General features: G+C 72.0%; 22 protein-coding genes, 1 tRNA gene and 1 pseudogene. 11 read left to right on the forward strand and 13 right to left on the reverse strand.

Going from position 1 to position 25,354, the window contains the following annotated elements; genetic code table 11:
* Positions 1 to 5 precede the first annotated feature (5 nt).
* Entirely contained in the window at positions 6 to 1,244 is a 1,239-nt protein-coding gene (locus ACQP03_RS31970; RefSeq protein WP_433459492.1) for an APC family permease, read from the forward strand.
* Positions 1,245 to 1,265: 21 nt separating this feature from the next.
* Here ACQP03_RS31970 and ACQP03_RS31975 read toward each other — a convergent pair.
* Positions 1,266 to 3,032 (reverse strand): annotated as a pseudogene (locus ACQP03_RS31975) (potassium channel family protein); the annotation flags it as partial.
* Positions 3,033 to 3,126: 94 nt separating this feature from the next.
* Between ACQP03_RS31975 and ACQP03_RS31980 the strand changes: the two are divergent.
* The 4 genes from ACQP03_RS31980 to ACQP03_RS31995 all read left to right on the forward strand — a co-directional run bounded on the left by ACQP03_RS31980 (position 3,127) and on the right by ACQP03_RS31995 (position 7,138).
* Positions 3,127 to 3,609: an MSMEG_6728 family protein gene (locus ACQP03_RS31980; RefSeq protein WP_357392325.1), complete on the forward strand. Its 483-nt coding sequence runs from the start codon at positions 3,127 to 3,129 to the stop codon at positions 3,607 to 3,609.
* 29 nt (positions 3,610 to 3,638) lie between these two features.
* Positions 3,639 to 5,192, forward strand: a complete 1,554-nt coding sequence (locus tag ACQP03_RS31985) for an FAD-dependent oxidoreductase (RefSeq protein WP_357128818.1) — start codon at positions 3,639 to 3,641, stop codon at positions 5,190 to 5,192.
* A 66-nt stretch (positions 5,193 to 5,258) separates the two neighbouring features.
* A complete protein-coding gene (locus ACQP03_RS31990) occupies positions 5,259 to 6,479 on the forward strand; it encodes a hypothetical protein (RefSeq protein ID WP_357172497.1) in 1,221 nt (406 codons plus the stop codon).
* 215 nt (positions 6,480 to 6,694) lie between these two features.
* Positions 6,695 to 7,138, forward strand: a complete 444-nt coding sequence (locus tag ACQP03_RS31995) for an HNH endonuclease (protein WP_357128812.1) — start codon at positions 6,695 to 6,697, stop codon at positions 7,136 to 7,138.
* A 70-nt stretch (positions 7,139 to 7,208) separates the two neighbouring features.
* Here ACQP03_RS31995 and ACQP03_RS32000 read toward each other — a convergent pair whose 3' ends face one another.
* The 3 genes from ACQP03_RS32000 to ACQP03_RS32010 form a co-directional block, all read right to left on the reverse strand.
* Complete coding sequence (locus tag ACQP03_RS32000) at positions 7,209 to 9,017, reverse strand: protein kinase domain-containing protein (protein ID WP_433459496.1); 1,809 nt, start codon at positions 9,015 to 9,017, stop codon at positions 7,209 to 7,211.
* Positions 9,018 to 9,171: 154 nt separating this feature from the next.
* Complete coding sequence (locus tag ACQP03_RS32005) at positions 9,172 to 9,963, reverse strand: enoyl-CoA hydratase/isomerase family protein (protein ID WP_357128806.1); 792 nt, start codon at positions 9,961 to 9,963, stop codon at positions 9,172 to 9,174.
* A gap of 88 nt (positions 9,964 to 10,051) precedes the next feature.
* Positions 10,052 to 12,439 carry a M4 family metallopeptidase gene (locus ACQP03_RS32010; RefSeq protein ID WP_357128803.1) on the reverse strand — a complete coding sequence of 796 codons (2,388 nt, stop codon included), beginning with the start codon at positions 12,437 to 12,439 and terminating at the stop codon, positions 10,052 to 10,054.
* A 168-nt stretch (positions 12,440 to 12,607) separates the two neighbouring features.
* Between ACQP03_RS32010 and ACQP03_RS32015 the strand changes: the two genes are divergently transcribed.
* A complete protein-coding gene (locus ACQP03_RS32015; RefSeq protein ID WP_357392320.1) occupies positions 12,608 to 13,183 on the forward strand; it encodes a hypothetical protein in 576 nt (191 codons plus the stop codon).
* A gap of 7 nt (positions 13,184 to 13,190) precedes the next feature.
* On the opposite strand, the gene ACQP03_RS32020 is transcribed toward ACQP03_RS32015, so the two are convergent.
* The 6 genes from ACQP03_RS32020 to ACQP03_RS32045 all read right to left on the reverse strand — a co-directional run bounded on the left by ACQP03_RS32020 (position 13,191) and on the right by ACQP03_RS32045 (position 17,772).
* Positions 13,191 to 13,841 carry a histidine phosphatase family protein gene (locus ACQP03_RS32020; protein WP_363660079.1) on the reverse strand — a complete coding sequence of 217 codons (651 nt, stop codon included), beginning with the start codon at positions 13,839 to 13,841 and terminating at the stop codon, positions 13,191 to 13,193.
* Positions 13,842 to 13,907: 66 nt separating this feature from the next.
* Positions 13,908 to 14,327 (reverse strand): VOC family protein, encoded by a 420-nt coding sequence (locus ACQP03_RS32025; protein ID WP_357128794.1) that lies wholly within the window; start codon positions 14,325 to 14,327, stop codon positions 13,908 to 13,910.
* A 35-nt stretch (positions 14,328 to 14,362) separates the two neighbouring features.
* Positions 14,363 to 14,764 carry an AraC family transcriptional regulator gene (locus ACQP03_RS32030; protein WP_357128791.1) on the reverse strand — a complete coding sequence of 134 codons (402 nt, stop codon included), beginning with the start codon at positions 14,762 to 14,764 and terminating at the stop codon, positions 14,363 to 14,365.
* Positions 14,761 to 15,807: a hypothetical protein gene (locus tag ACQP03_RS32035; RefSeq protein WP_433459501.1), complete on the reverse strand. Its 1,047-nt coding sequence runs from the start codon at positions 15,805 to 15,807 to the stop codon at positions 14,761 to 14,763. Before ACQP03_RS32035 ends, ACQP03_RS32030 begins: the two co-directional genes overlap by 4 nt.
* Positions 15,808 to 15,931: 124 nt before the next feature.
* Positions 15,932 to 16,702: a hypothetical protein gene (locus ACQP03_RS32040; protein WP_433459504.1), complete on the reverse strand. Its 771-nt coding sequence runs from the start codon at positions 16,700 to 16,702 to the stop codon at positions 15,932 to 15,934.
* 332 nt (positions 16,703 to 17,034) lie between these two features.
* Positions 17,035 to 17,772 carry a hypothetical protein gene (locus ACQP03_RS32045; RefSeq protein WP_433459506.1) on the reverse strand — a complete coding sequence of 246 codons (738 nt, stop codon included), beginning with the start codon at positions 17,770 to 17,772 and terminating at the stop codon, positions 17,035 to 17,037.
* 388 nt (positions 17,773 to 18,160) lie between these two features.
* Here ACQP03_RS32045 and ACQP03_RS32050 point away from each other — a divergent pair, with 388 nt between their 5' ends.
* Complete coding sequence (locus ACQP03_RS32050; protein ID WP_433459508.1) at positions 18,161 to 18,307, forward strand: hypothetical protein; 147 nt, start codon at positions 18,161 to 18,163, stop codon at positions 18,305 to 18,307.
* 106 nt (positions 18,308 to 18,413) lie between these two features.
* On the opposite strand, the gene ACQP03_RS32055 is transcribed toward ACQP03_RS32050, so the two are convergent.
* Positions 18,414 to 18,490: transfer RNA gene (locus tag ACQP03_RS32055), tRNA-Thr, on the reverse strand.
* Between the two features lie 340 nt (positions 18,491 to 18,830).
* Between ACQP03_RS32055 and ACQP03_RS32060 the strand changes: the two genes are divergently transcribed.
* Together ACQP03_RS32060 and ACQP03_RS32065 are read left to right on the forward strand one after the other, a co-directional pair.
* Positions 18,831 to 19,922 (forward strand): ABC transporter ATP-binding protein, encoded by a 1,092-nt coding sequence (locus tag ACQP03_RS32060; protein WP_357128782.1) that lies wholly within the window; start codon positions 18,831 to 18,833, stop codon positions 19,920 to 19,922.
* A 170-nt stretch (positions 19,923 to 20,092) separates the two neighbouring features.
* Positions 20,093 to 20,668 carry a hypothetical protein gene (locus ACQP03_RS32065; protein WP_357392316.1) on the forward strand — a complete coding sequence of 192 codons (576 nt, stop codon included), beginning with the start codon at positions 20,093 to 20,095 and terminating at the stop codon, positions 20,666 to 20,668.
* Between the two features lie 50 nt (positions 20,669 to 20,718).
* On the opposite strand, the gene rlmB is transcribed toward ACQP03_RS32065, so the two are convergent.
* Complete coding sequence (gene rlmB / locus ACQP03_RS32070; protein WP_357128776.1) at positions 20,719 to 21,849, reverse strand: 23S rRNA (guanosine(2251)-2'-O)-methyltransferase RlmB; 1,131 nt, start codon at positions 21,847 to 21,849, stop codon at positions 20,719 to 20,721.
* Positions 21,849 to 23,264: a cysteine--tRNA ligase gene (cysS, locus tag ACQP03_RS32075; protein WP_357128773.1), complete on the reverse strand. Its 1,416-nt coding sequence runs from the start codon at positions 23,262 to 23,264 to the stop codon at positions 21,849 to 21,851. Before cysS ends, rlmB begins: the two co-directional genes overlap by 1 nt.
* 54 nt (positions 23,265 to 23,318) lie before the next feature.
* On the opposite strand from cysS, the gene ACQP03_RS32080 reads away from it, so the two are divergent.
* Positions 23,319 to 23,984, forward strand: a complete 666-nt coding sequence (locus ACQP03_RS32080) for an IclR family transcriptional regulator (protein WP_433461237.1) — start codon at positions 23,319 to 23,321, stop codon at positions 23,982 to 23,984.
* A gap of 217 nt (positions 23,985 to 24,201) precedes the next feature.
* Positions 24,202 to 25,218 (forward strand): hypothetical protein, encoded by a 1,017-nt coding sequence (locus ACQP03_RS32085; RefSeq protein ID WP_357392314.1) that lies wholly within the window; start codon positions 24,202 to 24,204, stop codon positions 25,216 to 25,218.
* Positions 25,219 to 25,354: the final 136 nt, after the last annotated feature.

Raw genomic sequence — 25,354 nt, forward strand, 5'->3', positions numbered from 1 at the left:
GGCTCGTGGATCGACTGGCGCGGCGGCTGGGCGTACCCGATGCGGTTGTCATCGGGTTGGGCTCGATGCTCGGCGCGGGCGTCTTTGTGGTCTTCGCCCCGGCCGCGGCGGCGGCCGGCGGCGCCGGCCTGCTGCCCGCGCTGCTGCTCGCCGGTTTCGTCGCCTTCTGCAACGCGACCAGCTCCGCGCGGCTGGCGGCCCGTTACCCGGAGTCCGGCGGCACCTACGTCTACGGCCGGGAACGCCTCGGCCCGCTGGCGGGATTCGTGGCGGGTTGGGGGTTCGTGGTCGGCAAGACGGCGAGCTGCGCGGCGATGGCGCTGACCATCGGGGCGTACCTCTGGCCGGGGCAGACCCGGCTGGTCGCCGTCGGCGCGGTCGTCGCGGTGACCGCCGTGAACCTGCGCGGCATCGGTAAGACGGCCACCGCCACGAAGGCGCTCGTGGCGCTGGTGCTCGCCGTGCTGGCCCTCGTCGCGGCCGTCGGCCTGGTGGGCGGGCCGGTGCACCTGGACCGGCTGACCGATACCGGCGGCTCCGCGCGCGGTGTGCTCACCGCCGCCGGGCTGCTGTTCTTCGCCTTCGCCGGGTATGCGCGGATCGCCACGCTCGGCGAGGAGGTGCGCGACCCGGAGCGGACCATCCCCCGGGCGGTGCCACTGGCGCTGGGGGCGGTGCTGGCGGTCTACCTGGTCCTGGCCGTGATCACGCTCGGCGTGCTGGGCGCCGACCGGCTGGCCGGGTCCGCCGCGCCCCTGGTCGACGTGGTGACCGCCGCCGGGCTGCCCGACCTGGCCTGGGTGGTCCGGGCCGGGGCGACCATCGCCGTCGTCGGGGTGCTGCTCTCCCTGGTCGCCGGGGTGGGCCGGACCACGCTCGCGATGGCCCGCCGCCACGACCTGCCCGGCGCGCTGGCCGCCGTGCACCCCGTGCGCCGGGTACCGCACCGCGCCGAGGTGGCGGTGGCCGCCGTGGTGATCGTGGTGGTGCTGCTCGGCGACGTACGGCAGGCGATCGGCTTCTCCAGCTGCACGGTGCTGGTCTACTACGCGATCACCAACGCGGCGGCGCTCACGTTGGGCCGGGACCGGGGGCGACGGCTACCGGTGCAGGTGCTCGCCGGGCTCGGGCTGGTCGGCTGCCTGCTGCTCGCGCTCAACCTGCCGCTGGGCAGCGTCCTCGCCGGCGTCGGCGTACTCGCCGCCGGGGCGGTGTGGCACGGCCTGCGGCAGCGGGATCGCTGAGAGGTCCGTCGCGCGCGGCACCGGGCTGGTCGTCGCGGGCGGGGCGCACTGCCGGGTCAGCCAGTCCAGGCCACGTCGGCGGGCGACCACGGTGAGCCGGTCGCCCGCGAAGATCACCTGGCGGGGGTCGAGGTCCTTCCACCAGATGGTCTTCGCCGCGCCGGCCGGGGTCCGGGCGATCAGCCGGACCTGCCCGTCCCGGTTGACGGTGTCCAGCGGCCGGCCGTCCAGCTCGGAGCCGGCGGCGACCGGCACCTCGGCGACCGGGAGCGCGTGCCGGTCGACCGGAATGGTGGTGATGACCGCGCGTTCGGTGAGCGCGCCGATGAAGGCCGGGGCGGCCAGGTAGGAGACCGATCGGGACACCCCGAGCGCGAAGGTCTCCTCTACCCGCTCGGCGAAGTCACCGTCGAAGAGCCGCAGCACCACCCGCAGGTCGTCGCGGAGGTCGCGGGCGGCCAGCGCCGCCTCCAGGTTGGCGACGTCGTCGGTGGACGCCACCACCAGCGCCTGACAGTCCGCCACCGATGCGGCGGCCAGGGTCTCGGGCAGCGCGGCGTCGCCGACGACCAGTGGCACCTCCAACTGGCGGGCCAGGGCCGCGCCACGTGGCGCCGGGTCCTTGTCGATCGCCACGACCTCGACGTCGTACTCGCGCAGTTGGGCCATCACCCGCGTGCCGACGTTACCGAGGCCGATCACCACGACGTGCCCGGCGCGGGCCGGTTGCAGCAGACCGGTGTGCAGGGCGAGACGGGCGTTGACGATGCCGTCCACGACGACGGCGGTGATCAACGGGATCAGCGCGAGCCCGGCCAGGTTGAGCACCACCTGCATGATCTGCGCATCGGCGGCCTTGCCGGTGTCCGGATCGGCGCCGCTGAGGGTGGTGACCAGCGTCAGGTACAGCGCCTCCAGCGGAGAAACGCCCTCGGTGCGGGAGATCAGCGCGCCCAGCACCGCGATCACGGCGAGCACCAGCATCACCGCGATGCCGATCTTGCGGGTGGCGAAGCCGCGTACGGCCCGCACCAGCATCGTGACCGGCCGGCGTCGCCGCCGGGCCCGGACCAACCGGCGCGCGGCGACCTCGGTGCCCGGCGGCAGACCGGTCGCCTCGGCGAGCACCAGGTCCGCGCCGGCCTGCTCGGCCGGCAGCAACTCCATCCCCTGCCGCCCGTCGGGGCGGGCCAGCGCGCACACCACGTCCTGCGTCCGGACGTCGGCACGCCGCGCCACCCGCAACGTCTTGTCCCGGTGTTGGAAGGAGCTGGGATCGACCTCGCCGAGCGCGGCGGCCACGAACGCCGGGGCGGCCATCTCGGCGTCGGAGAGCACCTCGACGGGCGCCCTGATCAGCTTGCGGACGCCGTCGGCCAGGGTGCCGTTGAACATCCGCAGCACCTGCCGGACGCGCTGGTCGACGGCCTGGGCACAGAGCGCGGCGTGCAGGTTGCCCACGTCGTCCTGGTGCAGCAGGGCCAACCCGGTCGCACCGGCCAGGCCGGCGGCCTCGAAGGTCGCCACGTCCAGGCGTTCCGAGCGGATCACGCGGACGCCGCGCAGGCTCGCCACGTCGGGACCGGTGCTGCGGTAGCGCTCCGGCACCACGACGGTGACCCGTGCGCCGCCCACGGGCAGGTCGGATTCGAGCAGCGCGCGGGCCACGTAGTAGGCCAGGGCGTCCCGGCCACAGATCACGTAGTGCGGACGCGGGTCACCGGCGGAGCGGAGCCGCCAGTTCCACTCGACCGCCCGTCGCGCCCGGTCCCGCCACGGCTCCGCCATGCCCGGATCGTAACCAGCACGATCACCCTGGGCGACCCCACCCGGATCGTCCCGGGCAGGCATGCCGACCCGGGCCGTGGGTAGAGCACCTGCCATGCAGACCTTCCTCCCGTACCCGGACTTTCTGGCCAGCGCCCGCGCGCTGGACCAGAAGCGGCTGGGCAAGCAGCGGGTGGAGGCCATCCAGGTGTTGCGCGGGCTCACCTGGCCGGGGTACGGGTGGCGCAACCACCCGGCCGTGAAGATGTGGGCCGGGTACGAGGAGGCGCTGACCCGGTACGGGCTGGACATGTGCGCCGTGTGGACCGAGCCGGGCCGGGCGGACACCTGCGCCTCCACGCTGACCGTCGACCTCGCCGCCGCCTGCGGGGCGGGTGTCGTACGCACCCAGGACGAGCTGGCCCGCGCCGGTGACCTGCCACCCTGGCTCGGCCGTGACGACCTGCACCTGAGCCACCGCTCCTCGCTGCTGCGCAAGGACCCGACGCACTACGCCCCGATCTTCGGCACCGACACGCCCGACGACCTGGAGTACGTCTGGCCCGCGTCCGACCGGGCGCGGCGCTGCCTGGCATAGGAGACTGGCGGCAGACGAGGGAGGTGCCCATGGCGCTGTCGCGTGTGGTGGGTCGGCTCATCGGCGTACGCCAGCATGAGGTGGACCCCGGCGGCGGTGGCGCCGCCCGCGTGCCGCGACCGGTCGCGGCGGTCGTGGTCGGCGCGGGCATCGCCGGCATGTCGGCGGCCGTGGTGCTCGCCGAACGCGGCGTGGACGTGACCGTGCTGGAGGCCGCGCCGACCATCGGTGGACGGCTGGGCGCCTGGCCGGAGGCCCTGCCCGACGGGGAGCAGCAGAACGAGCACGGCTTCCACGCGTTTTTCCGGCAGTACTACAACTGGCGGTCCATCCTCCGGCGCGTCGAGCCCGGCCTGGGCTTTCTCAAACCGATCCCGGGCTATCCGATCCTGAGCGCGCAGTGGCCGACCGAGGAGTTCGGCCGGCTGCCCCCCGCGCCTCCGGCGAACCTGCTCGCGCTGCTGCTGCGCAGTCCCAGCCTGCGCCTGGCGGACCTGCGGTCGATGGACCGGGACGCGGCGTTGCCGCTGCTCACCTACGATCCGGTCCGCACCTACGCCGAACTGGACGACACCACGGCCGACGAGTTGCTGGCGTCGCTGCGGCTGCCGGACCGGGCGCGGGCGATGCTGTTCGAGGTCTTCTCCCACTCGTTCTTCAACCACGAGGCGGAGATGTCGGCGGCCGAGATGGTCGCCCAGTTCCACTTCTACCTGCTGGGCAATCCGGAGGGGCTGGCCTTCGACTGCCCGGACGAGGACTATGCGACGGCGATCTGGCAGCCGCTGACCCGGCACGTGGAGAAGCACGGCGGTCGGGTGCTCACCCGCTCCGGCGCGACGGGGGTGCACCGTGACGGTGCCGGCTGGCGGGTGACGACCACCGACGGCGGCGACCACCGGGCGGAGCACGTGGTGCTGGCCGTCGATCCGCCCGCGCTCGCCGCGCTGGTGGCGGCCTCCCCCGACCTGGTCGCGCGGGCACCGGAGTTGGCGGCACGGATGCCCCGCTTCGGCCGGCCCGGCCCGCCGTACGCGGTGGCGCGGTACTGGTGCGACGGCGACGTCGCCGCCGACCGGGCGGTGTTCAGCGGGGTGTCCCGGCAGCCCACTCTGGACTCGGTGACGCTGTACCACCGGTTGGAGAACGAGTCGCGGCGCTGGGCGCACCGCACCGGCGGTTCGGTCGTGGAGCTGCACGCGTACGCCTGTGCGCCCGGCGTGCCGGCCGACGAGTTGGCCGAACGGATGCGCCGCGAGCTGGTGACGCTCTGGCCGGAGGCCGCTGACCTGCGGGTCCGGGAACTGCGCGCCCGGGTGGAGGCGCAGGCCCCGGCGTTCACGCCGGGCAGCCACGCCTGGCGTCCGGGGGTCCGCACCGAGGCCGCGGGTGTCTACCTGGCCGGCGACGGGATCGCGACGAACTTTCCGAGCGCGCTGATGGAACGTTCGGCGGCCACCGGGATCATCGCGGCGAACCACATCCTGCGGGCACAGGGTGCCGCGACCGAGCCGGTGCGCTCGGTCCGCCCGCGCGGCCTGCTGGCCGGGCGAGCAGCCCCAAAACGATCAAAAGCGACATAAGCGACGGTACGCTGCCGTACGCTCGATTGATCATCCGTCGATCGACCGGGCGGGAGGGCAGCGGCGATGTCACCACTGCACCGCGCCGGCGCAGCGGACGGCCGGCCGGCCGAGGAGGCCGTCCGCGACGATGCGTACCCACTCATCCGTGACGAGCGCGCCTGTGTCGTCACCGCCCTGCGGCTGGGCTGGTGGATGGCGGACGCCTACCACCACGGGCAACACGCCGAACCGGGGCCGACCACGCCGATCCACCCACCGGCCAAGCTCTCCAACCTGACCGAGATGTCACTCCCCCGCCGGATGCGGATGTACCTCGACGGCGTCGACGTCGCGCTGGCCCAGATCTCGGCGCTCACCCGGCACACCGGGTCGCTGCCCGACACGTCCGCCGCCCGCACGCGGCTGCCCGACCTGGACCGCCTACCCGATCTGGAGCGGCCGGACCTGGTCGACACCGAGCCGCTGCTGCTCGCCCTGGACGACCTCAACGTGGACGTGCTGCGCTGGGCGATGGCCACCAACCTCCGGGTCGGACTGGCCTACCGGCTGGGCCGGTCCCTGGCCGACACGGTCCGGCCCGGCGACGCCGCCCAACTCCTGCGCCGCTTCGACGGCCGACAAGTCCAGATCAGCCGGTGGTTGGACGAGTTGGCCAGCGTGCTGCCGCCGTACTCGGCCGCGGTGGTGCGCCGCTCGCTGGCCGCCTGGGCGGTGGCCGTGGAACGGGCCGGCCGGGGTGACCCGACCGAACCGGAGCCCGCCGAACTGAGCCGCGAACTGCGCAACCAGGGCGACCTGTGGCGCGGCGTGCTCACCGGCGGCCTGCACCCGCGTGACCTGCTCGACGAGGAGGACTACGCGGTGGTCGCCCGGAACCTGATCATCCGGGACCGCCGGCTGGTCGCCCAGGCCGCCCGGGGCATCTTCTGGCCGGTGCTGGTGCCGCTGCTGGTGGTGCTCTTCGCGCTGGTCGGCGTGAGCGCGGCAGCGGCGGCCGGCTCGCCGACCACCCGGGCCGCCGTGGCCCTGCTCGGTCTGGGCGCCGGGCTGGCCGCCATCTGGCGCTCCGTCTCGGGACCCGCGCTGGCGGTCGCCGGCGAGGTCAACCGGCCGCTGCTGGACAGCGAACTCACCGCGCGGATGGCACTGCGGCTGGACAAACCGCTGACGAACGCCCGCCGCACGGCGGGGAGCGCTCCTCGCACCCGGCGCCAGCGCGCTCCCGAGGAGCCGGGTGGCCGATCGAAATACGTTGCCCCCCTCTCCCGTGCGGACCTACCGTGATCGCGCAAGGTCAGCCACCACAGTGGGAGCAGGTCATGACGAGGTCGCACGCCACCACCGTGCTGTCGTCACTGCTGTCCTGCGGCGGTTGGCCGGCGGAACACCCCCGGGCGGGCCGGCCCGACTGACGCGTACCCGTACGTGCCGAGCCGCCCGTCCGAACGCCGGACCGGGCGGCTCTTCGCTGTCCGCCGCCACTGTAGAAAGGAGTCCCGGTGGATGCCGTCCTCGTCGTCAACGCCGACCTCGGCCCGTTGCACCGGGTCACCGTCCAGCACGCCGTCCGGATGCTCTGCCGACGGGTGGCCGAGATCCACGAGGCGGAGCCCGATCGGCTGATCGGCGTCTTCCCGCTGCCCCGGGTGGTGCGGCTGGTCCGTTACGTGGTCACCCGGTGGCGGTTCAACTCCGGGCCGGCCTGGTCCCGGGCCGGGGTGCTGCGCCGCGACGACCACTGCTGCGCGTACTGCGATGGCCCGGCGTCGACCATCGACCACATCCTGCCGCGTTCCCGGGGTGGCCGGAACACGTGGCGAAACACCACCGCCGCCTGCTACGGCTGCAACCAGCGCAAGGGTGACCGGACCCCGGCGGAGGCGGGCATGCCGCTACGCCGCGAGCCGGTGAACCCCGGCTGGGCATCGCTGGCCCGGCGGTGACCGACCGGCCGGCGGGAACGGGGGGCCGCGCCCGGGGGTACGCCTCCGGCGCGGCACCCGTCGGCCCCGGTCACGCGGCGCGCTCGGTGACCTTCGCCTTCGGCCGCCCGGCGGCGCAGTGCACCCGGATCTCGCTGCTGTGCTCGGGTGCGGTCAGCTCGACCGTGACCTGCTTCGCCGGCCCCGCGTCGTACGGCGGCACCTGGTAACCCGACGCGGGGGTGACCGTGAGCAGTTCGGCCAATCCCCCGACACAGCGGACGGTGACCGTCCCGCCCTGGGCGCGCACCGGGAGCCCCGGGGATTCGGCGGGCGGAGACGCGCCCGTGGGCGTGACCGTCGGCGCGACCGTCGGCGGCGGCTGACCCGGGGCCGACGGCCGGCCCGGCCCCACTGCGGGGCCGGGGCGGGGAGCGGCCGACGTGGGACCGGCCGACGGTTCGGCGGGCGCACGCACAGTGGACGGTTCGGGCTGCGCGACGGTCTCCGGCAGGCCGACCGTGGTGGTGCCACCCGTGCCGATCCCGGTTCGTGGGGTGGTTCCGTCGTGCCGCCGCGCGCCGTAGTCGCCGAGCGACCCGGCCACCGCCACCGCTGCGATCACCGCGCCGCCGACCACCAGCGCCACCCGTCGGCGACGCCAGGCCTGTCGCCGGGGCGCTTCGGAAGCAGTCCGGTTCACGCCATCGGCCGCCTCCGCGTCCCCACCCGCTGCGGCCTTGCGCGCCTCGTTCGGCCCGGCGTCACCATCCTTGGCCGGGTGGGCAGCGGGCGAGCCAGCGGCGACCGCCCGGTCCGCGGCGGCCGATCTGTTCGCGGCGCTCGACCGGTCCGCGGCGCTCGACCGGTCCGCGGCGCTCGACCTGTTCGCGGCGCTCGACCTGTTCGCGGCGCTCGACCTGTTCGCGGCGCTCGACCTGTTCGCGGCGCTCGACCTGTTCGCGGCGCTCGACCCGGAATCAGCGGCCGATCCGGAAGCGGCGGCCAGCCCGGAAGCGGCGCTCGACCCGGAGGCGGCGGCCAGCCCGGAGGCGGCGGCCAGCCCGGAGGCGGCGTTTCCGCCGGCCAGCCCGGAGACGACGGTGAGCAGGATGCGGGCCACCTCGGCTGCCGGGGGACGGTCGTCGGGGTTGCGGGCGAGACACCAGTGGTAGAGCCGGTGGATCTCGGCGGGCACCCGGTCGATCTCGGGTAGCGGGTCCGGATCGACGTGCACGTGGGCGCGGAGCATCCCGGTCTGCGTCTCGGCCGCCCACGGCAGCCGGCCGGTGAGCGTCCGGTGCAGGAGCAGGCCGAGCGCGTACACGTCGGAGGCCGGCAGGACCTCGCCGGCCGCCAGCCGCTCCGGCGCGAGGTACGCGGGCGTACCGAGCAGCCGGCCGTCGAAGTCGATCTCGGAATCACCGGCGGCCGCCGCGATACCGAAGTCGAGCACCTTCGCGCCGGTGGGGGTGAGCATCACGTTGCCCGGCTTCACGTCCCGGTGCACCAACCCCTGGCCGTGCGCCGCCGAGATGGCCGACGCCACCTCGGCGCAGACCCGCAGCGCGGCGCGGGGTGGCAACGGCCCGGCGACCAGCCGGCTTTCGAGGGTGTCGCCGTTGAGCAGTTCCAGCACCACGAACGGCACCTGAACTCCGTCGAGACGCGACTCGCCGAAGTCGTAGACGTTGGTGACGTGCGGGTGCGACAACCGGGCCGCCGCCTTGGCCTCGGCCCGAATCCGCTGACGGGCGCTGGGGTCCGAGGCGACGAGCACCTTCACCGCCACGTCCCGTTCGAGCACCTCGTCGTACGCCCGGTAGACCGCCGACATGCCGCCGCTGCCGAGACGCTCCAGGAGCCGGTAGCGGCCCGCAAGCAACTGATCACGCTGCACGACCGACAGACTGCCGTACGACTCACGTTCGGCACCACCCGGGATCGAGGTTTCGCAATGGGTGGGAGATCGACTCGGGTTGCATGACATCGGCGTGTCCCAGCGCACGGGACACCCCGCCTTCCTGGAAACCGAGTGGATCAGGCCGCGAGCTTCAGCGCTCGGTCGGCGCTCGCCAGGCGAAGCGGGGAGCCCGGCGCTCGGCCATGGCCGCCACGCCCTCGCGGGCCTCGCCGCTGTCCGCGACCTTCCGGTGCCACCAGGCGATCCGGGCCGGCCCGGCGCGGTCGTCGACGATCTCCTTGGCGGCGGTGACGCTCAGCGGTGACCGTTGGGCGATCGTCGTGGTGAGGTCGTCCAGCCGCTCGGCGAGGCGGTCGCCCGGCAGCACCTCGTCGACCAGGCCGATCCGCAGGGCCCGCTCGGCGTCGATCAACTCGGCGGTGAAGAGCAGGTGCTTCGCCGCCGACGGGCCGACCAGCCGCGCCAGCCGGCGTGTCGTCGGGGCCGGGTAGACCAGCCCGAGGCGGGCCGGAGGTACGCCGAATCGGGCGTCGTCCGAGGCGATCCGCAGGTCACAGGCGACCGCGAGCTGCGCGCCACCCCCGACGCAGGCGCCCCGGATCGCCGCGATCGTCGGCTTGGCGAAGCTTGCCAGCCGCTCCTCGGCGGCGACCGCGATACTGGTGTCACCGGCGTCCAGCAACTCGGCCAGGTCACCGAGGTCCGCGCCCGCGCAGAAGGCGTCGCCCGCGCCGGTGAGCACCAGGGCCCGCACCTCGGGGTCGGGTTCCAGCCGGTCGAGCAGTTCGGGGAGCTGCCGCCACATGGCCGCCGTCATCGCGTTCCGGCGAGCCGGGTTGTGGATCACGACGGTTGCCACCGGTCCGGCCACCGCGACAGTCAACTCCGCGTCCGACACGCAAACCCCCTCTTCCCACGCCATCCGAGCCGACCCAAGATTGCCAGAACGGCCCGGACGCGAACCCGGCGACCACCGTTGCGGTGGCCGCCGGGTCCGGGTGTCGGTCAGGTCAGGAGACGTTGACCGCCGTGTCGTCGACCACGAAGGACGTCTGGAGCGAGGAGTCCTCGGTGCCGGTGAACTTCAGGGTGACGGTCTGGCCGGCGTACCCGGCCAGGGAGAAGGACTTCTGGCTGTAGCCGGAGGCCTTGTTCAGGTTGGAGTAGGTCGCCAGCGTGGCCAGCACCGTCCCGCCCGAGTTGAGCACCTGCACGTTGAGCTTGTCGTACGCGGTGCTGGTGGTGGTCTCGGCCGAGTCGATGTGCAGCCAGAAGCTCAGCGTGTACGACGAGCAACCCGCCGGGAGGGCCACCGACTGGGCGAGCGTGTCGGTGTGGGTGCTGCCGTACCCGTCCAGCCAGGCCTTGTACGACCCACCGTGGGCCGCCTGGCCGCTGGAGCTGGTGATCACCCCGGAGCTGGCCGTCCAGCCGGTCGAGCCGGACTCGAAGCCCGGGTTGGCCAGCTTCTGGCCGGGCGAGGTGCAGCCGCCGCCGGAGCCGTTCACGGTCAACGTGTAGGTGGCGCTGCGGGTGACCGACCCCGCCCCGTTCACGGTGACCGAGTAGGTGCCCGGCGAGGTGCTGGACGAGGTGCTGATGGTGAGGGTGGACGAGCCGCCCGAGGTCACCGAGGCGGGGCTGAACGCGGCGCTCGCGCCACTGGGCAGGCCGGACGCGGAGAACGTCACGGTCTGCGCCGAGCCGCTCGTGGTGGCGGTCGAGACGGTGGTGGAGACCGCGCTGCCCGGGTTCACCGAGCCGGCGGTCGGCGACAGCGACACGGAGAAGTCGTTGCCGGTGGAGCAGGTGGCGTCGTTGCCGGCGACGTTGACCGCCGTCCAGGCGGCCTGCACGGCCTTGTACTCGGTCGAGCAGCTGCCGTACAGGTCGGTGGCCGCCCGCAGGCTGTACGCGCGGGCGGTGTTCGCCGGGTTGCTGGTGTTGACGTACGACGTGTTGGAGGTGAAGTAGACGTCCAGCGCCCGGTACCAGATCTTCTCCGCCTTGGTACGGCCGATGCCGGTCACCGCCGGGGCGGAGCCGCAGACCGGCGAGGTGCCGTACGAGGTGGAGCCGGTGCCCTCGGCGAGGTTGAAGTAGAAGTGGTTGCCGACGCCGGAGGAGTAGTGCACGTCCTTGTTCTTCGTGCTGGTGGACCAGCAGGAGTCGGACGCGCCGTCCAGCGACGGGTTGTACATGTAGCGCAACGGCGTGTTGTTGCCGTTGATGTTGATCTTCTCACCGACCTGGTAGTCACCCGGGTCGCTCGGCGCGGCGGCGTAGAACTCCACCATGTTGCCGAAGATGTCGCTGGTGGACTCGTTCAGGCCACCGGACTCGCCGGAGTAGACCAGCCCGGCCAGCGCCTCGGTGACGCCGTGGCTCATCTCGTGCCCGGCCACGTCCAGCGCGACCAGCGGGCGGGAGTTGCCCGAGCCGTCGCCGTAGGTCATCTGGGCGCCGTCCCAGAAGGCGTTGACGTAGTTGTTGCCGTAGTGGACCCGGCTCGGCACACCACTGCCGTTGCCGAAGATGCCGTTACGGCCGTGCACGTTCTTGAAGTAGTCGAACGTCTTGGCGGCGCCGAAGTGCGCGTCCACTCCGGCCGACTGCCGATTCGAGTTGGCGCCGGTGCCCCACGCGTTGTCGGCGTCGGTGAACGTGGTGCAGGACGACGTGCCGTTGTTCATGTCGCAGGTACGGCCGTTGCCGCGCACCGGGTCGATCATCTGGTACGTGCTGCCGGAGAGCGTCGTGTCGATGCTGACCGTGCCGGTGTAGATGCCCTGGCCGCTGCCGGTGACCGATTCGATCTCGTCGTACGATCCGACGGTCGCGCCGGAGGTCGCGTCGGTGACGACGTGCAGCCGCGACGGCGTCTGCCCGTCCGGCTGCCAGCCACTGACCACCGTCTCCCAGGCCAGCCGGCCCACGCCCGAGCTGGCGTCGACGAACAGTTCCGGTGCGCCCACGTTCTCGGCCTTGCCGGTGAACCCGGCGCGGGCCGTCTTCTTCGCCGTGTCGGCGCTGACCTTGGCCGTGGTGAGGAGGGTCAGCGGTGCGGCGAGTCCGACCGAACTGCCGGCGTAGGTGCCGTTCGGCGCGGTGTGGATGACGAAGTCACCGCCGTACACCCGCAGTCCCTGGTAGGTGCGGGTGTAGCGGGTGTGCGCCGCGCCGGAGGCGTCCACCCGGGTGCTCTGCACCTGGTAGGACTCGGCGCTGGAACCCTGGACCGCGCCGGGGTTCGTTTGCAGGACGGTCGCCGCTCGGGCCGCGGCGGAGGCGTCCGGCGCGGGAGCGGGAGGTGCGGCAGCGTGCGCCGCGGTGGCGACGCAGGTCAACAGGCCGCTGGTGAGCAGCGCTGCGCTGACGGCCGCGAGGGGTCGTTTCACGTGCCCTCCTGGAAGGAGAAAGGGTGTGACGGGGGTAGTCACGCATGTAGATATAGCTATGTGTAGAAGAAAAGAGAAGCCTTGGACCGCTCCCAGACATTGAGATTGGCCGAACGGATGAGGGCCTTGACAAGGGAACCAACGCGGGCATCGGCGCGTCCGACGGACATGAGACCCGCCTCCACGACCGGCGTCACGATCGCGCTCCTGGCCGCCCTGCTGGCCGGCTGCACCGGCACCGACCGGGCCGCCGACCCCACCGACCTGCCCCCGGTGACCGGCGCGACCGCAGGCCCGGACCTCACGAACATCCCCGCGCCGAGCGGCCTCGTCCCAGGCGGCCCCGCCCCGAGCGGGGCCGTCCCGAGCGGCCCCGCCCCGAGCGGCCCGAGAGCGGACGACCGGGCTCGGGTCGCGCTGTTCCGCTCCGGTGGTTTCGCCGGGCGCGGCGACAACATCACCGTCGAGCCGGACGGGCGGTGGACCGTGGTCGACCGGGCCGGCGGCCGTCGTACCGGCAAGCTCGGCACCGCCGACCTGGGCCAGCTGCACGGACTGGCCGCCGACCCACGGCTGAGCGCCGAGGCCCGTCGCACGGCCACCACGTCGAGCTGCGCCGACGCGTTCAGCTACCGCGTCACCGTCGGGACCGTCGAGACCGGGTACGTCGACTGCCCCGCGGATCCCGCGCCGCCGCCCGCCACCCGGGCACTTGTCGAGTTGCTGCTGCGGGTCACCGCCTGACGGCGGGTCACACGAGGTAGTCCGGGGGAAGACCGGTGCCGCGCAGCTCGGCCGGCAGGTGCGCCACGTCGTTGACGGCGATCAGGTTCGGTGGCCCGGCCGGGCCGTACCGGATGACGGTCAACCCGGCGTTGTGGTGGTTCAAGCCCAGCCACCGCCGCTCAGGTGCCTCGAGGGCGTGCCGGACCAGCCAGGCGATCAGGAAGGTGTGCGTCACCACCAGCTCGCGTACCGGCTCCCCCACGGCCGCCGCCTCGTCGACCTCCGCCGGCCCCGTGAAGCGCCGCACGGCCTCCGCCGTCACGCGCGGCCCGTCGGCCCGCTCGGCCGCCGAGAATCCGGCCAGGAACTCGGCGTACGCCGACGGCAGGCCGGTCGGGTCCGTGTCGTGCGGGAGGTGGTCACCGGCCAACTCGGTGGCGTACACCGGAACCCCGGACAGTGCCGCGGCGACCACCTCGGCGGTCTGCGCGGCCCGGCGCAGCGGCCCGTGGTGGACGGCGGCGAACGGCCGGCCCCGCAGGCGCTCGCCGAGCAGCGCCGCCTGCCGCCGGCCGCGCTCGGACAGGCCGGTGTCCGGCTCGGTCGAGCCCGTGTCGGCGTGCCCGGTGAGGTCCTGCTCGCCGTGTCGGGTCAGGTACAGCAGCCGCGTTCGCATGCGTACACCCCAACACACCGGAAGGCGCGGTGCCGGCCCGCGCCCTCCGGTTTCTTGATCTTCTGACTAGGCCCGGGGGAACATCTGGCCGATACGGATCTTGTTGCCGAACGGGTCCCGGATGCCGAAGTCGATCCCGTACGGGCGCTCGGTCGGCTCGTCGATGATCTCGACGCCCTTCGCCACGAGATCGTCGTGGGTCTTGTGGGCGTCGTCGGTGGTCATGAAGAGGTACCCACCCAGGGCACCCTTGCTGAGCAGCTCCCGCACCTGCTCGGCGGTCGCCGGGTCCAGCGCCGGCGGGCCCGGCTTCTCCAGCAGGATCTCGCGCTCCGGGTCGCCGGGCAGGTTCACCGTCAGCCAGCGCATGAAGCCGAGATCCTGGTCGGTGTTGACCTCCATGCCGAGCTTGTTGACGTAAAAGTCAAGCGCCTCGTCCTGGTCGAGGACGTAGATCTGAGAGCGGCTGATCGCGTTCATCGTCATACCAACGACCGTAGAGGATGCCCCTGACCTGCTGCTTATCCAAAACTGCTGGGACGCGTCCAGGCCTTCGTGAAGCAGGACGGCACGTTGCCGGCGGCGACGCGGCGACGCCGGAACTCCGAGGGCGACTCACCGACGATCTGCCGGAACGTCCGACTGAACGTGCCCAGACTGCCGAAGCCGACCGCGTAGCAGATGTCCGTCACGTCCCGGTCGGTCTCCACCAACAGCGTCATGGCCCGCTCCACCCGGCGACGTTGCAGGTAGCGGTGCGGCGTCTCGCCGAAGGTCGCCCGGAACGTCCGGATGAAGTGCGCCTCGGAGACGTACGCGATCCGGGCCAGCGCCGGGATGTCCAGCGGTTCCGCGTACGACCGGTCCATCGCGTCGCGGGCGCGCAGCATCGCCCGGTTGGACTCCTCCACGGCCCGACTCACCGCGGGCCGCCCGGGGGCAGGACCGGTGTCTGCGTCACGTCCTGATCGCGCAGCTTGGCGTAGACGACCTCGGAGGTGAACCCGCCGATGAACCCGATGGCCAGCACGAAGAAGACCAACCTCCGCGCCGCGTCACCGTCGAGCAGGCCCGGGTTGGTGGAGAGCTGCGCCGCCACGAACAGCAGGAAGGCGATGACACCGGCCGCCGACCCCAACGCCGCGGCCCGCAGCCAGTTGCCGTTGCCGTCGTACGCGTTGCGCACGATCGCGCCCCACACCGACGCGATCATCGGCGCGGCCACCAGGATCGCCACGTTCTGCCACCCGCCGGCCGGCGCGGCGTACGCCAACGGGATCGTCGCCAGGGCGAGCAGCAGCAGGACCAGCGCGGTCACCAGGCCCGCCACCGTACGCCGACCAGCGGCGCCCGCAGCGCGTTCCTCCTCCGCGCGGCGCCGCACCTGGGCGCGGAGCGCGGTGACGATCGGGCCGGCCGCCGCCGACTGCCAGGGTCGGGCCAGCAACGCCACCTCCTCCTCGCTGGCGACACCGCGCTCGTTGTTGAGCCGCTGCCACGCCTTCTCCGCGCCACCGCCGAACACCGCGACCGCAGCGACCGGGATACGACGGGACAGGCCGATGAGCCCGGCGATGAACGTGGAGCGTCCGCCGCCCACCAGCAGCAGCGCGTCGGCCGTCAGCAGCGACCGGTAGAAACTGACCTCCCAGTCGTCCGTCGACTCGGGCACCACGGCGAACAACTCCGGATACCGCTGGGCCTCCTCGAAGTCCACGTCCTGCTGGTACCGGCCACGGACCAGGATCGACCCGGGCGCCGCCCGGCCGGAGCCCACGTAGCCGCGTACGACATCGCGTTCCAGGTAGTCGGGATCGCTGGAGTACACGACGATCCGGCAACCCTGCCTCGCGAGCTCCGCGCCCAGCTCGGCCGCCGCGGCGGGGGCAGCCTCCGGATCGCGTACGGCCGGCGAGTAGGAGCGGTTGACCTGGGCGCTGCCGGCGATCGCGACGAGCGGGCTCATGCGACTCCTCGACGGTCGGGTGATACCCGAACTATAGGAGTGGGCGACCATCGATCGCGTACGCCAGGAGCCCTGTCGGGACCCGCTGGTCGTTCTGACGAACTGGCCGCTCCCGGCCGGGCTGTCAGTTGCGGTAAGTGGATTCCGCGGCCTCGACGGCCCCGGCCGGCGTGTTGATCTTCAATGTTTTGCCGTGATCACTCATCGTGGTGGTGATCGTCAGCTTCGGACCCTTGCTGGGGCTCAAATCAACTTTGATCGAGTTGATCCAGCCCTGATCGTCGGTGGTGATCACGAACGGTGACAGGGGCGTGCCGATCGAGACGATCGTCGGTGCGCCCACGGGGAGGAATGGCGTGGCGCCTTTGCTGTCAGGGTCGAAACGGCCGGTGTAGGTACGCGGGCCGGTGCGGTCGACGGAGACGATCGACGAGGTGAACTTCTTCAGACCGGTCGGGTCGGCCCAGTCGAAGCGCAGGAAGGGGTGGTCGGGTTCTATCCGCTTCAGATCGACGTGTACCCAGTGACCCTTGGCCGACGATCGTCCATAACTCTCGGTGCCGATCACAATGCGGCTTCCCGCCGACGGGTACTTCCCTCCACTGATCGAAACCGTGGTCTCGAAACGGCGCTTCTGCGGATCGAAGGCGCCCGTGCCGCTGATCTTCTGCCCCTCGGGCAGGCCGCCTCGCACCACGAACCGGTGGGCAGCCTGCTGCGACCGTTGCAATGCCGCCACCAGTTCGCCACGGACATCGGGCGTCGGAGACGGCACGGCGCTCGCGCCCTGGAGCGGCTTCTCGGCGCGTGTGGGCTCCGCCTCGCCGGTACAGCCGGCGGCAAAAAGGAGGCTGCCGGTCACGACGAGCGCGAGCAGGGTGGCGCGCTGTTTCATGGTGGTACCTCCGTGGACCGCCGGCTGGTAGCGGGACCGAGGAACGATAGCGGACCCGGTGCACACGCCGTGCTGCGCTTCGGCGAGGCCGACGACCCAACGGCCGTCGAGGAACGCATGGATCTACAACGTCCGAAGCGCAAACCTAGACCAACCGTCAAGCCACCTGGGGCGGCTCCGTCAAGCTTCAGGTGGGACTAGACACGCCGGCAGTCCGATGTCCGGTCTCAGGACCTGGGTGACGGATCGGTATCAGGACTTGCGTGACACTTCTACCGAATGCTTACTGCCTGTGTCCGCCGGTCCGTGGAGGTGCCGAGAGGGCGAATGGTCTACTCCGCGTCCATGAGCCAGTCGCCTGACAATGCCCGCCGTACTCGCTCCAGGGCCTCGTGCGTCCTCGCTCGTACCCACAGCCATTGTCGGCCGTCGTCGCGCAGGAGCACGTCCGTGTCAACGAACCACCGCACGGGCGGGCCGTCTGGTATCGACCAGAGCGGGTAGTCCGGCAGCCCAATGCGACTGAATCGGCGCTCCAGCACCGTCACGGCGGCGTCGTCAAGGCCCCTGTTGTCACACAGGTCGACCTCGCCGGACATGAGGCTCTCCGAGAGCACCATCTCGATACAGGCCAGTGAGAGCCGATCAAACCACCGACCCCAGCCGTGTGCTGCGCCTCCCAGCCTGTCTAGGCGGAAGACCACCGGCGGGTCGTCCAGGTGGAGACTGTGGACCGGCACACCCCACCAGGTGACATTCTGGTTTTCCGTCCGGAAGACCAGGACCCGGTCCTCGTCGTCGAGATACAGCCGCGGGGGTTCCCGCAAGTAGTCCTGGGTTCGTGTCAGGTCATCTCGGCGACCGAACAGGCGGTAGGCGGTACGCAGGGCAGCGGGCAACCGCACTCCGAGTGCTGTCTCAGCCGCAGCCAACTCCGCTTCGGTGTAGCCGTCCCCGGCCTCCGACGACGCCACCCAGACCGAGGCGAACTGAGTGATGAAGCGTTCCACGGCAAACTGTCCACGAGCCGCAGCATCGGTAAGACGTATTGGATCGAACCGGTCGGTCACACGTCCAGACCGTAGTAGCGGGCAAATGAAGCCGTCTAGCTGGACGTGTCACCCACGTCCCCCAGACCGATCTGTCACCCAGGTCCTGAGACCCGACATCGCCGGCAGTCCGGCCGGCCCGGTCAAAGGGCCGCGGCTTCCCTGATGCTCGCCGAAGGATCTGGTGCGGCTGTCGCTCGTTCGCCCGGCTCCGCGAGACCGCCAAGCTGCCCGGTGTCCGCCTATACGACCTGGCGGCAACCTGATCTGATGACCGATAGTCTCCGTTCCATGCTCCTGTCGGCTGGGCGCACTCGACGCTGCCTGCTTGTCGCGCTCGTGTCAGCGGCCTTCTTGTTGGTGTGCTGGGAAGTCTTCACCTGGCATATCGTTCTCAATCGGTGATCCGGTGGAATCCACCGGCATCGACGGCACCTACCTGGCCTTCCCTGTCACCCTGGCCTACTCCGACGAATCGACCGACGTCGTGCATCTGGCTGTGGGCCTGGAAGAGAGTGGTCCCCAGGTCTGTGATGACTACGCTTGGCGTAGGTGACCGACAACGGCGGGCACGGGCGGCCGCCGGACGCCCGTTTGCTCTCAGCGCTGCTGTCAATCACCGCGCTCCCGGCCCTGCGGTCCGGGGAAGCGCATGATGGATATGGAGCCCCCGGCCGGGATCGAACCGGCGACATCTCGCTTACAAGGCGAGTGCTCTGGCCAGCTGAGCTACAGGGGCGCATGTGTCGACGCCAGCATAGCGACTGACGTCCGGATATCCCGCTCGCGAGTGCTCCCGAGCACGGGAAACGTCAACAACCCGACGCCCGACGCCGCACCGCGACGTCGATTGATGCCTTGCCGTGCCCGACTGCCCGGAATGCGTAGGCATTGGGTCACTTCCGAGGGTCCCTCGCCTTGGCAGCGCGGGCAAAGCCAATTACGGTGCAGTGACACGGACGACGACCCGGCCGCCCCCGCGACCGACCGCCGTCCGCTGACCGGCACGGGCTCGTGCCGGTTGCTCCTTCACTCGGATCGTCCGGCACGTTCCTGCCGGTGAAAGGAAGCGCACCACCATGGCTACGGTCACCTATTCCAAGGCGTCCCGGATCTACCCGGGCACCGAGCGTCCCGCCGTCAACGAGCTGAACCTCGAGATCGGCGACGGCGAGTTCCTCGTTCTCGTCGGCCCGTCGGGTTGCGGCAAGTCCACCAGCCTGCGGATGCTCGCCGGTCTGGAGGACGTCGACGCCGGCTCGATCTACATCGACCAGCGGGACGTCACCCACCTTCCCCCGAAGGCCCGCGACATCGCGATGGTCTTCCAGAACTACGCCCTCTACCCGCACATGACGGTGTACGAGAACATGGCGTTCGCCCTGAAGCTGCGCAAGACCTCCAAGTCGGAGATCGACCGGCGGGTCAAGGAGGCGGCCGGGCTGCTCCAGCTCGAGGAGTACCTGAGCCGCAAGCCGAAGGCGCTCTCCGGTGGTCAGCGTCAGCGGGTGGCCATGGGCCGGGCGATCGTCCGCGAGCCGCAGGTCTTCCTCATGGACGAGCCGCTGTCGAACCTCGACGCCAAGCTGCGTGTGCAGACCCGTACGCAGATCGCGTCGCTCCAGGCCAAGCTGGGCGTCACCACCGTCTACGTGACGCACGACCAGGTCGAGGCCATGACCATGGGCCACCGGGTCGCCGTGCTGCTCGACGGTGTGCTCCAGCAGGTGGACACCCCGCGGGCGCTCTACGACACCCCGGCGAACGTGTTCGTCGCCGGTTTCATGGGCTCTCCCGCCATGAACATCAAGACCGTCCCGCTGCACGAGCAGGGCGCCGAGTTCGCCGAGCTGCGTATCCCGCTGACCCGCGAGCAGGTCGAGGCGGCCCGTGCCGAGGGTGGCGACGGCAAGGTCACCGTCGGCTTCCGACCGGAGGACTGCGACCTGGTCAGCCCGACCGAGGGCGGTATGCCGGTCGTCGTCGAGCTGGTCGAGGACCTGGGCTCGGACGCGAACGTCTACGGCCACGCCGCCCTGGGTGGCAACTCGGAGCGCTTCGTCGTCCGTACCGACCGCCGCAGCATGCCGAACATGGGCGACACCGTGTTCGTCAAGCCGCGCGCCGGCCGCAGCCACGTCTTCCACGCCACCACGGGCAGCCGGATCTGACGTAACGCCGTACCGAAAAGGGGCGGTCCGCTGCGGCGGGCCGCCCCTTTCGTCGTACCCGGAAAGGGTCGTCATCCCCGGGAGCCAGCGCGAGCGTGGCTCCCCGGGGTGACGCGGCGGGGTGTGCCGTATCCCTAGCGTTCGCGGCACACCGAGCCCGAGGAGACGCCGTGTCCGCCACCGCCACCGCCACCGCCCACCGGAACCAGATCATCCGCCGGGCCGGCCGTAGCCTCGCCTACTGCGCGACGCTGGTACCGGTCGCCCTGTTCACCTTGGCTACCACCCCGGTGGGCGGGGCCGACGCCGCCGTCGCGCGGTGGCGGGGCCTGCGGACCGGCCTGCTCGGCGCATCCCCGACGGCCGTGCCCGGCCGGCGACCCGGAACGCTCGCGGTGCTCGGTCACGCGCTGCTCAGCCTGCTGCTCGGCCTCGTGGCCCTGCTGCCGATCGGCGTCGAGCTGTTGATGGTGCTGCGCGGCGTCCTGTACGGGGTGGTCGATCCCGGCCCGTACGACCACTCCTGGGGCGGTCCGAGCCGGGCCGGCGCGTGGCTGGCGCACTTCCTCGTCGGCCTGCCACTGGCGGCCGGCGGGCTGGCCGCGCTGATCGGCATCGCCGCCGTGCACCAACGACTGACCCGACGCCTCGACGGGGAGCGGGGTCCGGCCTGGCTGCTGCCGGCCACGCTGCTGACGGCGGTGGCCGGTGCGATCTTCTTCGTCGCCTGGCTCCACCAGATCTGACGGCGAGGCCCCCTACCGCTTTCGGGCGGTAGGGGGCCTCGTCGACGTCGTTACAGCTCGACCGAGCGGCGGCGGGCGACCTCGGCCAGGGTGACCGCGGCGGCCACGCTCGCGTTGAGCGACTCCACCTCGGAGATCATCGGGATGCTGACGGTCAGGTCGCAGGTCTCCCCGACCAGCCGGGACAACCCGCGCCCCTCGGAGCCGACGACCACCACCAGCGGGCCGACGGCGGCCTCCAGGTCGTACAGGTCGGTGTCGCCGTCGGCGTCCAGGCCGACCACCATGAAGCCGGCGTCCCGGCACGCCTTCAGCGACCGGGTCAGGTTGGTGACCTGGGCCACCGGCACCCGCGCCGCCGCGCCGGCACTGGTCCGCCAGGCGGTCGCGGTGATCCCGGCGGCACGACGCTCGGGTACGAAGACACCCTGCGCGCCGAATGCGGCGGCCGACCGGATCACGGCGCCCAGGTTGCGCGGGTCGGTGACCCCGTCCAGCGCGACCAGCAGCGGAGCCTGCTGCTCCAGCGACGCGGCCACCAGGTCCTCGAAGGGCTCGTACGCGAACGGCGGCACCTGCAAGCCGACGCCCTGGTGCAGCACCCCACCGGTCATCCGGTCCAGTTCGGCCCGGCTGATCTCCAGGTTGGCGATGCCCCGGTCGGCGGCGGTCCGGATGATCTCCTTGGTCCGCTCGTCCACGTCGATGCCCTGGGCCGTGTAGAGCGCCGTCGCCGGCACCTGGGCGCGCAGCGCCTCCAGCACCGGGTTGCGTCCGACCAACAGCTCCGGGGAGTCCTTCGACGGGTTGGACTTGCGCCCCGGGGAGACCCGGGGACCGGAGCGCGAGGTGGGCTTGCCACCCCGACCGCCGGTCGCGCCACGACCGACCGGTACGCCCCGACCGCCACCCTTGCCCCAGGTGGTGTCCTTGCTGCCCGGCTGACCGATCTTCGGGGCGCGCCCCTCCTCGGCCGCCACCCGGCGCTCCTTGTCCTGCTTCCAGGCGGTGCGCTGCGGCAGCTTCTCGGTGCCCGAGTAGCCCTTGTGCCACGGCCGCTCGTCAGCGGGCAGGGTGCGACCCCGCCCGGCGAGGGAGTCCTTGTTCTTGCCGCCGGAGCCCTTGGGGGCACCCGCCTTCGACGTCAGTCGCCGGCCACGGCGCTGCGAGTTGCCGGCCATCAGTCCTGCTCTCCAATAGTCCAACGGGGGCCCTGGGGGGTGTCCTCGACCACCACGCCGGCCAGCTTGAGCTGGTCACGTACCGCGTCGGCGGCAGCCCAGTCCTTGCGGCCCCGGGCCTGCGCGCGCTGCTCCAGGGCCAGCGCGATCAGGGAGTCCACCACGGCGCGCAGATCGTCCGAACGACCGCCGCCGGTCCACGCCTCGTCGAGGGGGTCGATCCCGAGGATATCCAGCATCGCGCGTACGACGGCCAGGGTGGTGCGGACAGTCACATCGTCGCCCGCGCTCAGCGCGGTGTTGCCGTCCCGGAGGTGCTGTTGCAGCACCGCCAGCGCGGCGGACGTGTTGAGGTCGTCGTCCATCGCCGCGACGAAACCGGCCGGCAGCTCGCCGAGCTGCCCGGCGCCCACCCGCTCGACGGCCCGCTGGACGAAACCCTCGATCCGGCGGTACGCGGTGGCCGCCTCGCGAAGCGAGTCCTCCGAGTAGTCGATCACCGAGCGGTAGTGCGCGGCGGCGTAGTAGTAACGCAGCTCCACCGGCCGCACACCGAGCGAGTCGACGTACGCGAGGCCCAGGGCGTTACCCGCCGACTTGCCCATTTTCGCCCCGCCGATGTTGAGCAGGCCGTGGTGCACCCAGTAGCGGGCGAACGGCAGCCCGGCCGCCTGGGACTGGGCGATCTCGTTCTCGTGGTGCGGGAACGTCAGGTCCAGACCACCGCCGTGGATGTCGAACTCCGGGCCCAGGTAGCGCCAGCACATCGCCGAGCACTCGATGTGCCAGCCCGGACGGCCCAGCCCCCACGGGGACGGCCAGTACGCGTCCGCCGGCTCGTTCGGCTTGGCGCCCTTCCAGAGGGCGAAGTCGCGCGGGTCCCGCTTACCCCGGTCCGGCGCGTCCCCGGCCGACTGCATCGCGTCCGGCGACTGACCCGACAGCGACCCGTACGCCGGCCAGGACGCCACATCGAAGTAGACGTCGCCGGAGCCGTCGGTGGCCGGGTACGCGTGCCCGTCCGTGATCAGCTTGGTGATCAGCTCGTGCATCTCCGGGATGTGCCCGGTGGCGCGCGGCTCGTAGGTGGGCGACAGCACGTTCAACGCCCGGTACGACTCGGCGAGGATCAACTCGTTGGCGTACGCGATCGACCAGAACGGCAGACCCTGCTCACCCGCCTTGACGAGGATCTTGTCGTCGATGTCGGTCAGGTTGCGGATGAACGTGACCTCGTAGCCGGCCGCGAGCAACCAGCGGCGCAGCACGTCGTAGTTGACGCCGGAACGAAGGTGACCGATGTGCGGCGGCGCCTGAAGGGTGAGACCACACAGGTAGACCCCCACCTTGCCGGCTTCCCGCGGGACGAAGTCCCGCACCGATCGGGTGGCGGTGTCATACAGGCGTAGCGTCACCGTACAAGGGTAGCCGTCCGCGCCTGTCCGGGTCCGCCGGTGCCGGGTCGTACGCTGCGTGCTGTGGATGCGACGGCAGGGTCCAGCCGGACCGGGGAGACGTCCCAGACGCTCGACCGGGGTCTACGGCTTCTGCACCTGGTGGCCGATACGCCGACCGGGCTGACCGTCAGCGAGGCGGCGAACCGGCTCGGCGTCGGCCGGGCGGCCGTCTACCGGCTGGTCGGCCCGCTGACCGGGCACGGCATGCTGCGCCGGGGCAGCGACGGCCGACTCCGGATCGGCGCGGGCGTGCTGCAGCTGGCCCGACGCGCCCAGCCGCTGCTCGCCGAGGGCGCGTTGCCGGCGCTGCGCCGACTCGCCGAACAGGCCGGCGCGACCGCCCACCTGACCGTGGTGGACGGCGGCGAGGGTGTCGCCCTGGCGGTGGTCGAGCCGAGTTGGACGTCGTTCCACGTCGCGTACCGGACGGGCGCGCGACACCCCCTGGACCGGGGCGCGGCGGGTCGGGCCATCCTGGCCGGCCGCAGCGGCACGGCCGACCCGGTGAGCAGCAGCGGCGAGTTGGAGTCCGGGGCGTACGGGGTGGCCGCGCCGGTGCTCGGCGTACCGGGCCTGGAGGCCAGCGTCGGCGTGGTCGCGCTCGCCCCGCTGGACGTCGCCCTGGTCGGCCCCCAGGTGCAGGCCGCCGCGACGGCCGTGGCGGCAACCCTCCGCTGACCCCTTGATCCACTCGCCGACGCTTGGTCGACTCGGCTTCCTGGAAGTCGGGCTCTCCTTGAGCCCGCGACGCCCCGATTTCTGGAAAGCCGAGTCGATCAACCCATAGCAAGATCCCCAAGGCGCTTCGTGGTTTTCCACAGGCGGTGGCGGGGCCCTCCGCGGGGTTGTCCACAGGGGTACCGGGCGGCGACCGGCGGGCGGCACGCTGCTCGGCATGCCACCACGTCCGTACCGACCCGACGCCCTGACCTGGCAGGTTTTCCGCGGCTCCGACGTCGTCCGGGATGGCCTGCTCAGCGAGCACCAGCTACGCAGCAGCGCCTGGGTACGACTTCGCCACGACATCTACGCCGACGCCCGACTGGACCGGGACCACGCCCTGGCCTGCCGCGCCGCGCTCCTGCGGCTGCCGCCCGGGGTGGTCGTGGGTGGTCCGTCGGCCGCCTTCCTGCACGGCATCGAGCACGCCGCCGCCTTCACCGACGACGTGCACATCCTCGCGCCCCGACCGTTGCGGGTCGGCGCTCAACGCGGCCTTCGGGTGCATGTCCACACCGCGTCCGAACACGCCGCCACCGGCCCGCGCGTAAGCGGTCCGAGGCCTGAACGGGCGGTCCCCTATCCACCGGCGAGCGGTCCCTCGAAAGCGAGACGCCCAACCGGCGCGACCCGCCCACCGGGACCGGATCGCCTGGCGCGCAGCCCGCTCCCCTGCTCGGGTCCGGCGCGGTCCGCCTGGGAGACGGCGGTCTGGCTCGACCCGGTCCGCGCGCTCCCCATCATCGACACGTTGCTCGGGCGGGGACTGACCGACAGCGCCGCGCTGGCCAAGGAGGCCGCCCTCAACACGGACCGACCCGGGGCTCGTCGGGCGGATTGGCTCTTCGACCTGGCCGACGGGCGGGCCCAGTCCCCGCCGGAGTCCCAGCTACGGGCGCGGTTGGTGTTGGGCGGCCTGCCACGCCCCGTCGTCCAACATCCGGTGCGCCTGCCCAACGGCGTGGTCCTGCACCCCGACCTGGCGTGGCCCACCTACCGGGTGGCGGTGGAGTACGACGGGCAGTGGCACTCCGACATCGACCAGTTGCACCGTGATCGCCGACGGCTCAATCTGCTCGTCGGCGCGGGTTGGTTGGTGCTCCATGTGACCAGTCGACGGATGGGGTCCGAGTTCCCGGCGGTGCTGCGCGAAGTGCGCGCCGCCCTGAACGCCCGCGGCTGGCGGCGATGAACGCCCGCGCCGCGGCGGTGAGCGGCCGTGATCCACTCGGCTTCTTGGAGACCGGGCTGTCCGGGGCACCGCGACACCCCGCCTTCCAAGAAACCGGGGTCGATCATCGCGCCCGACCGCCGCACGCGGCAGGGCC

This window comes from Micromonospora sp. CA-248212 (assembly GCF_050948405.1).
In the GTDB taxonomy this organism is placed as follows: domain Bacteria; phylum Actinomycetota; class Actinomycetes; order Mycobacteriales; family Micromonosporaceae; genus Micromonospora.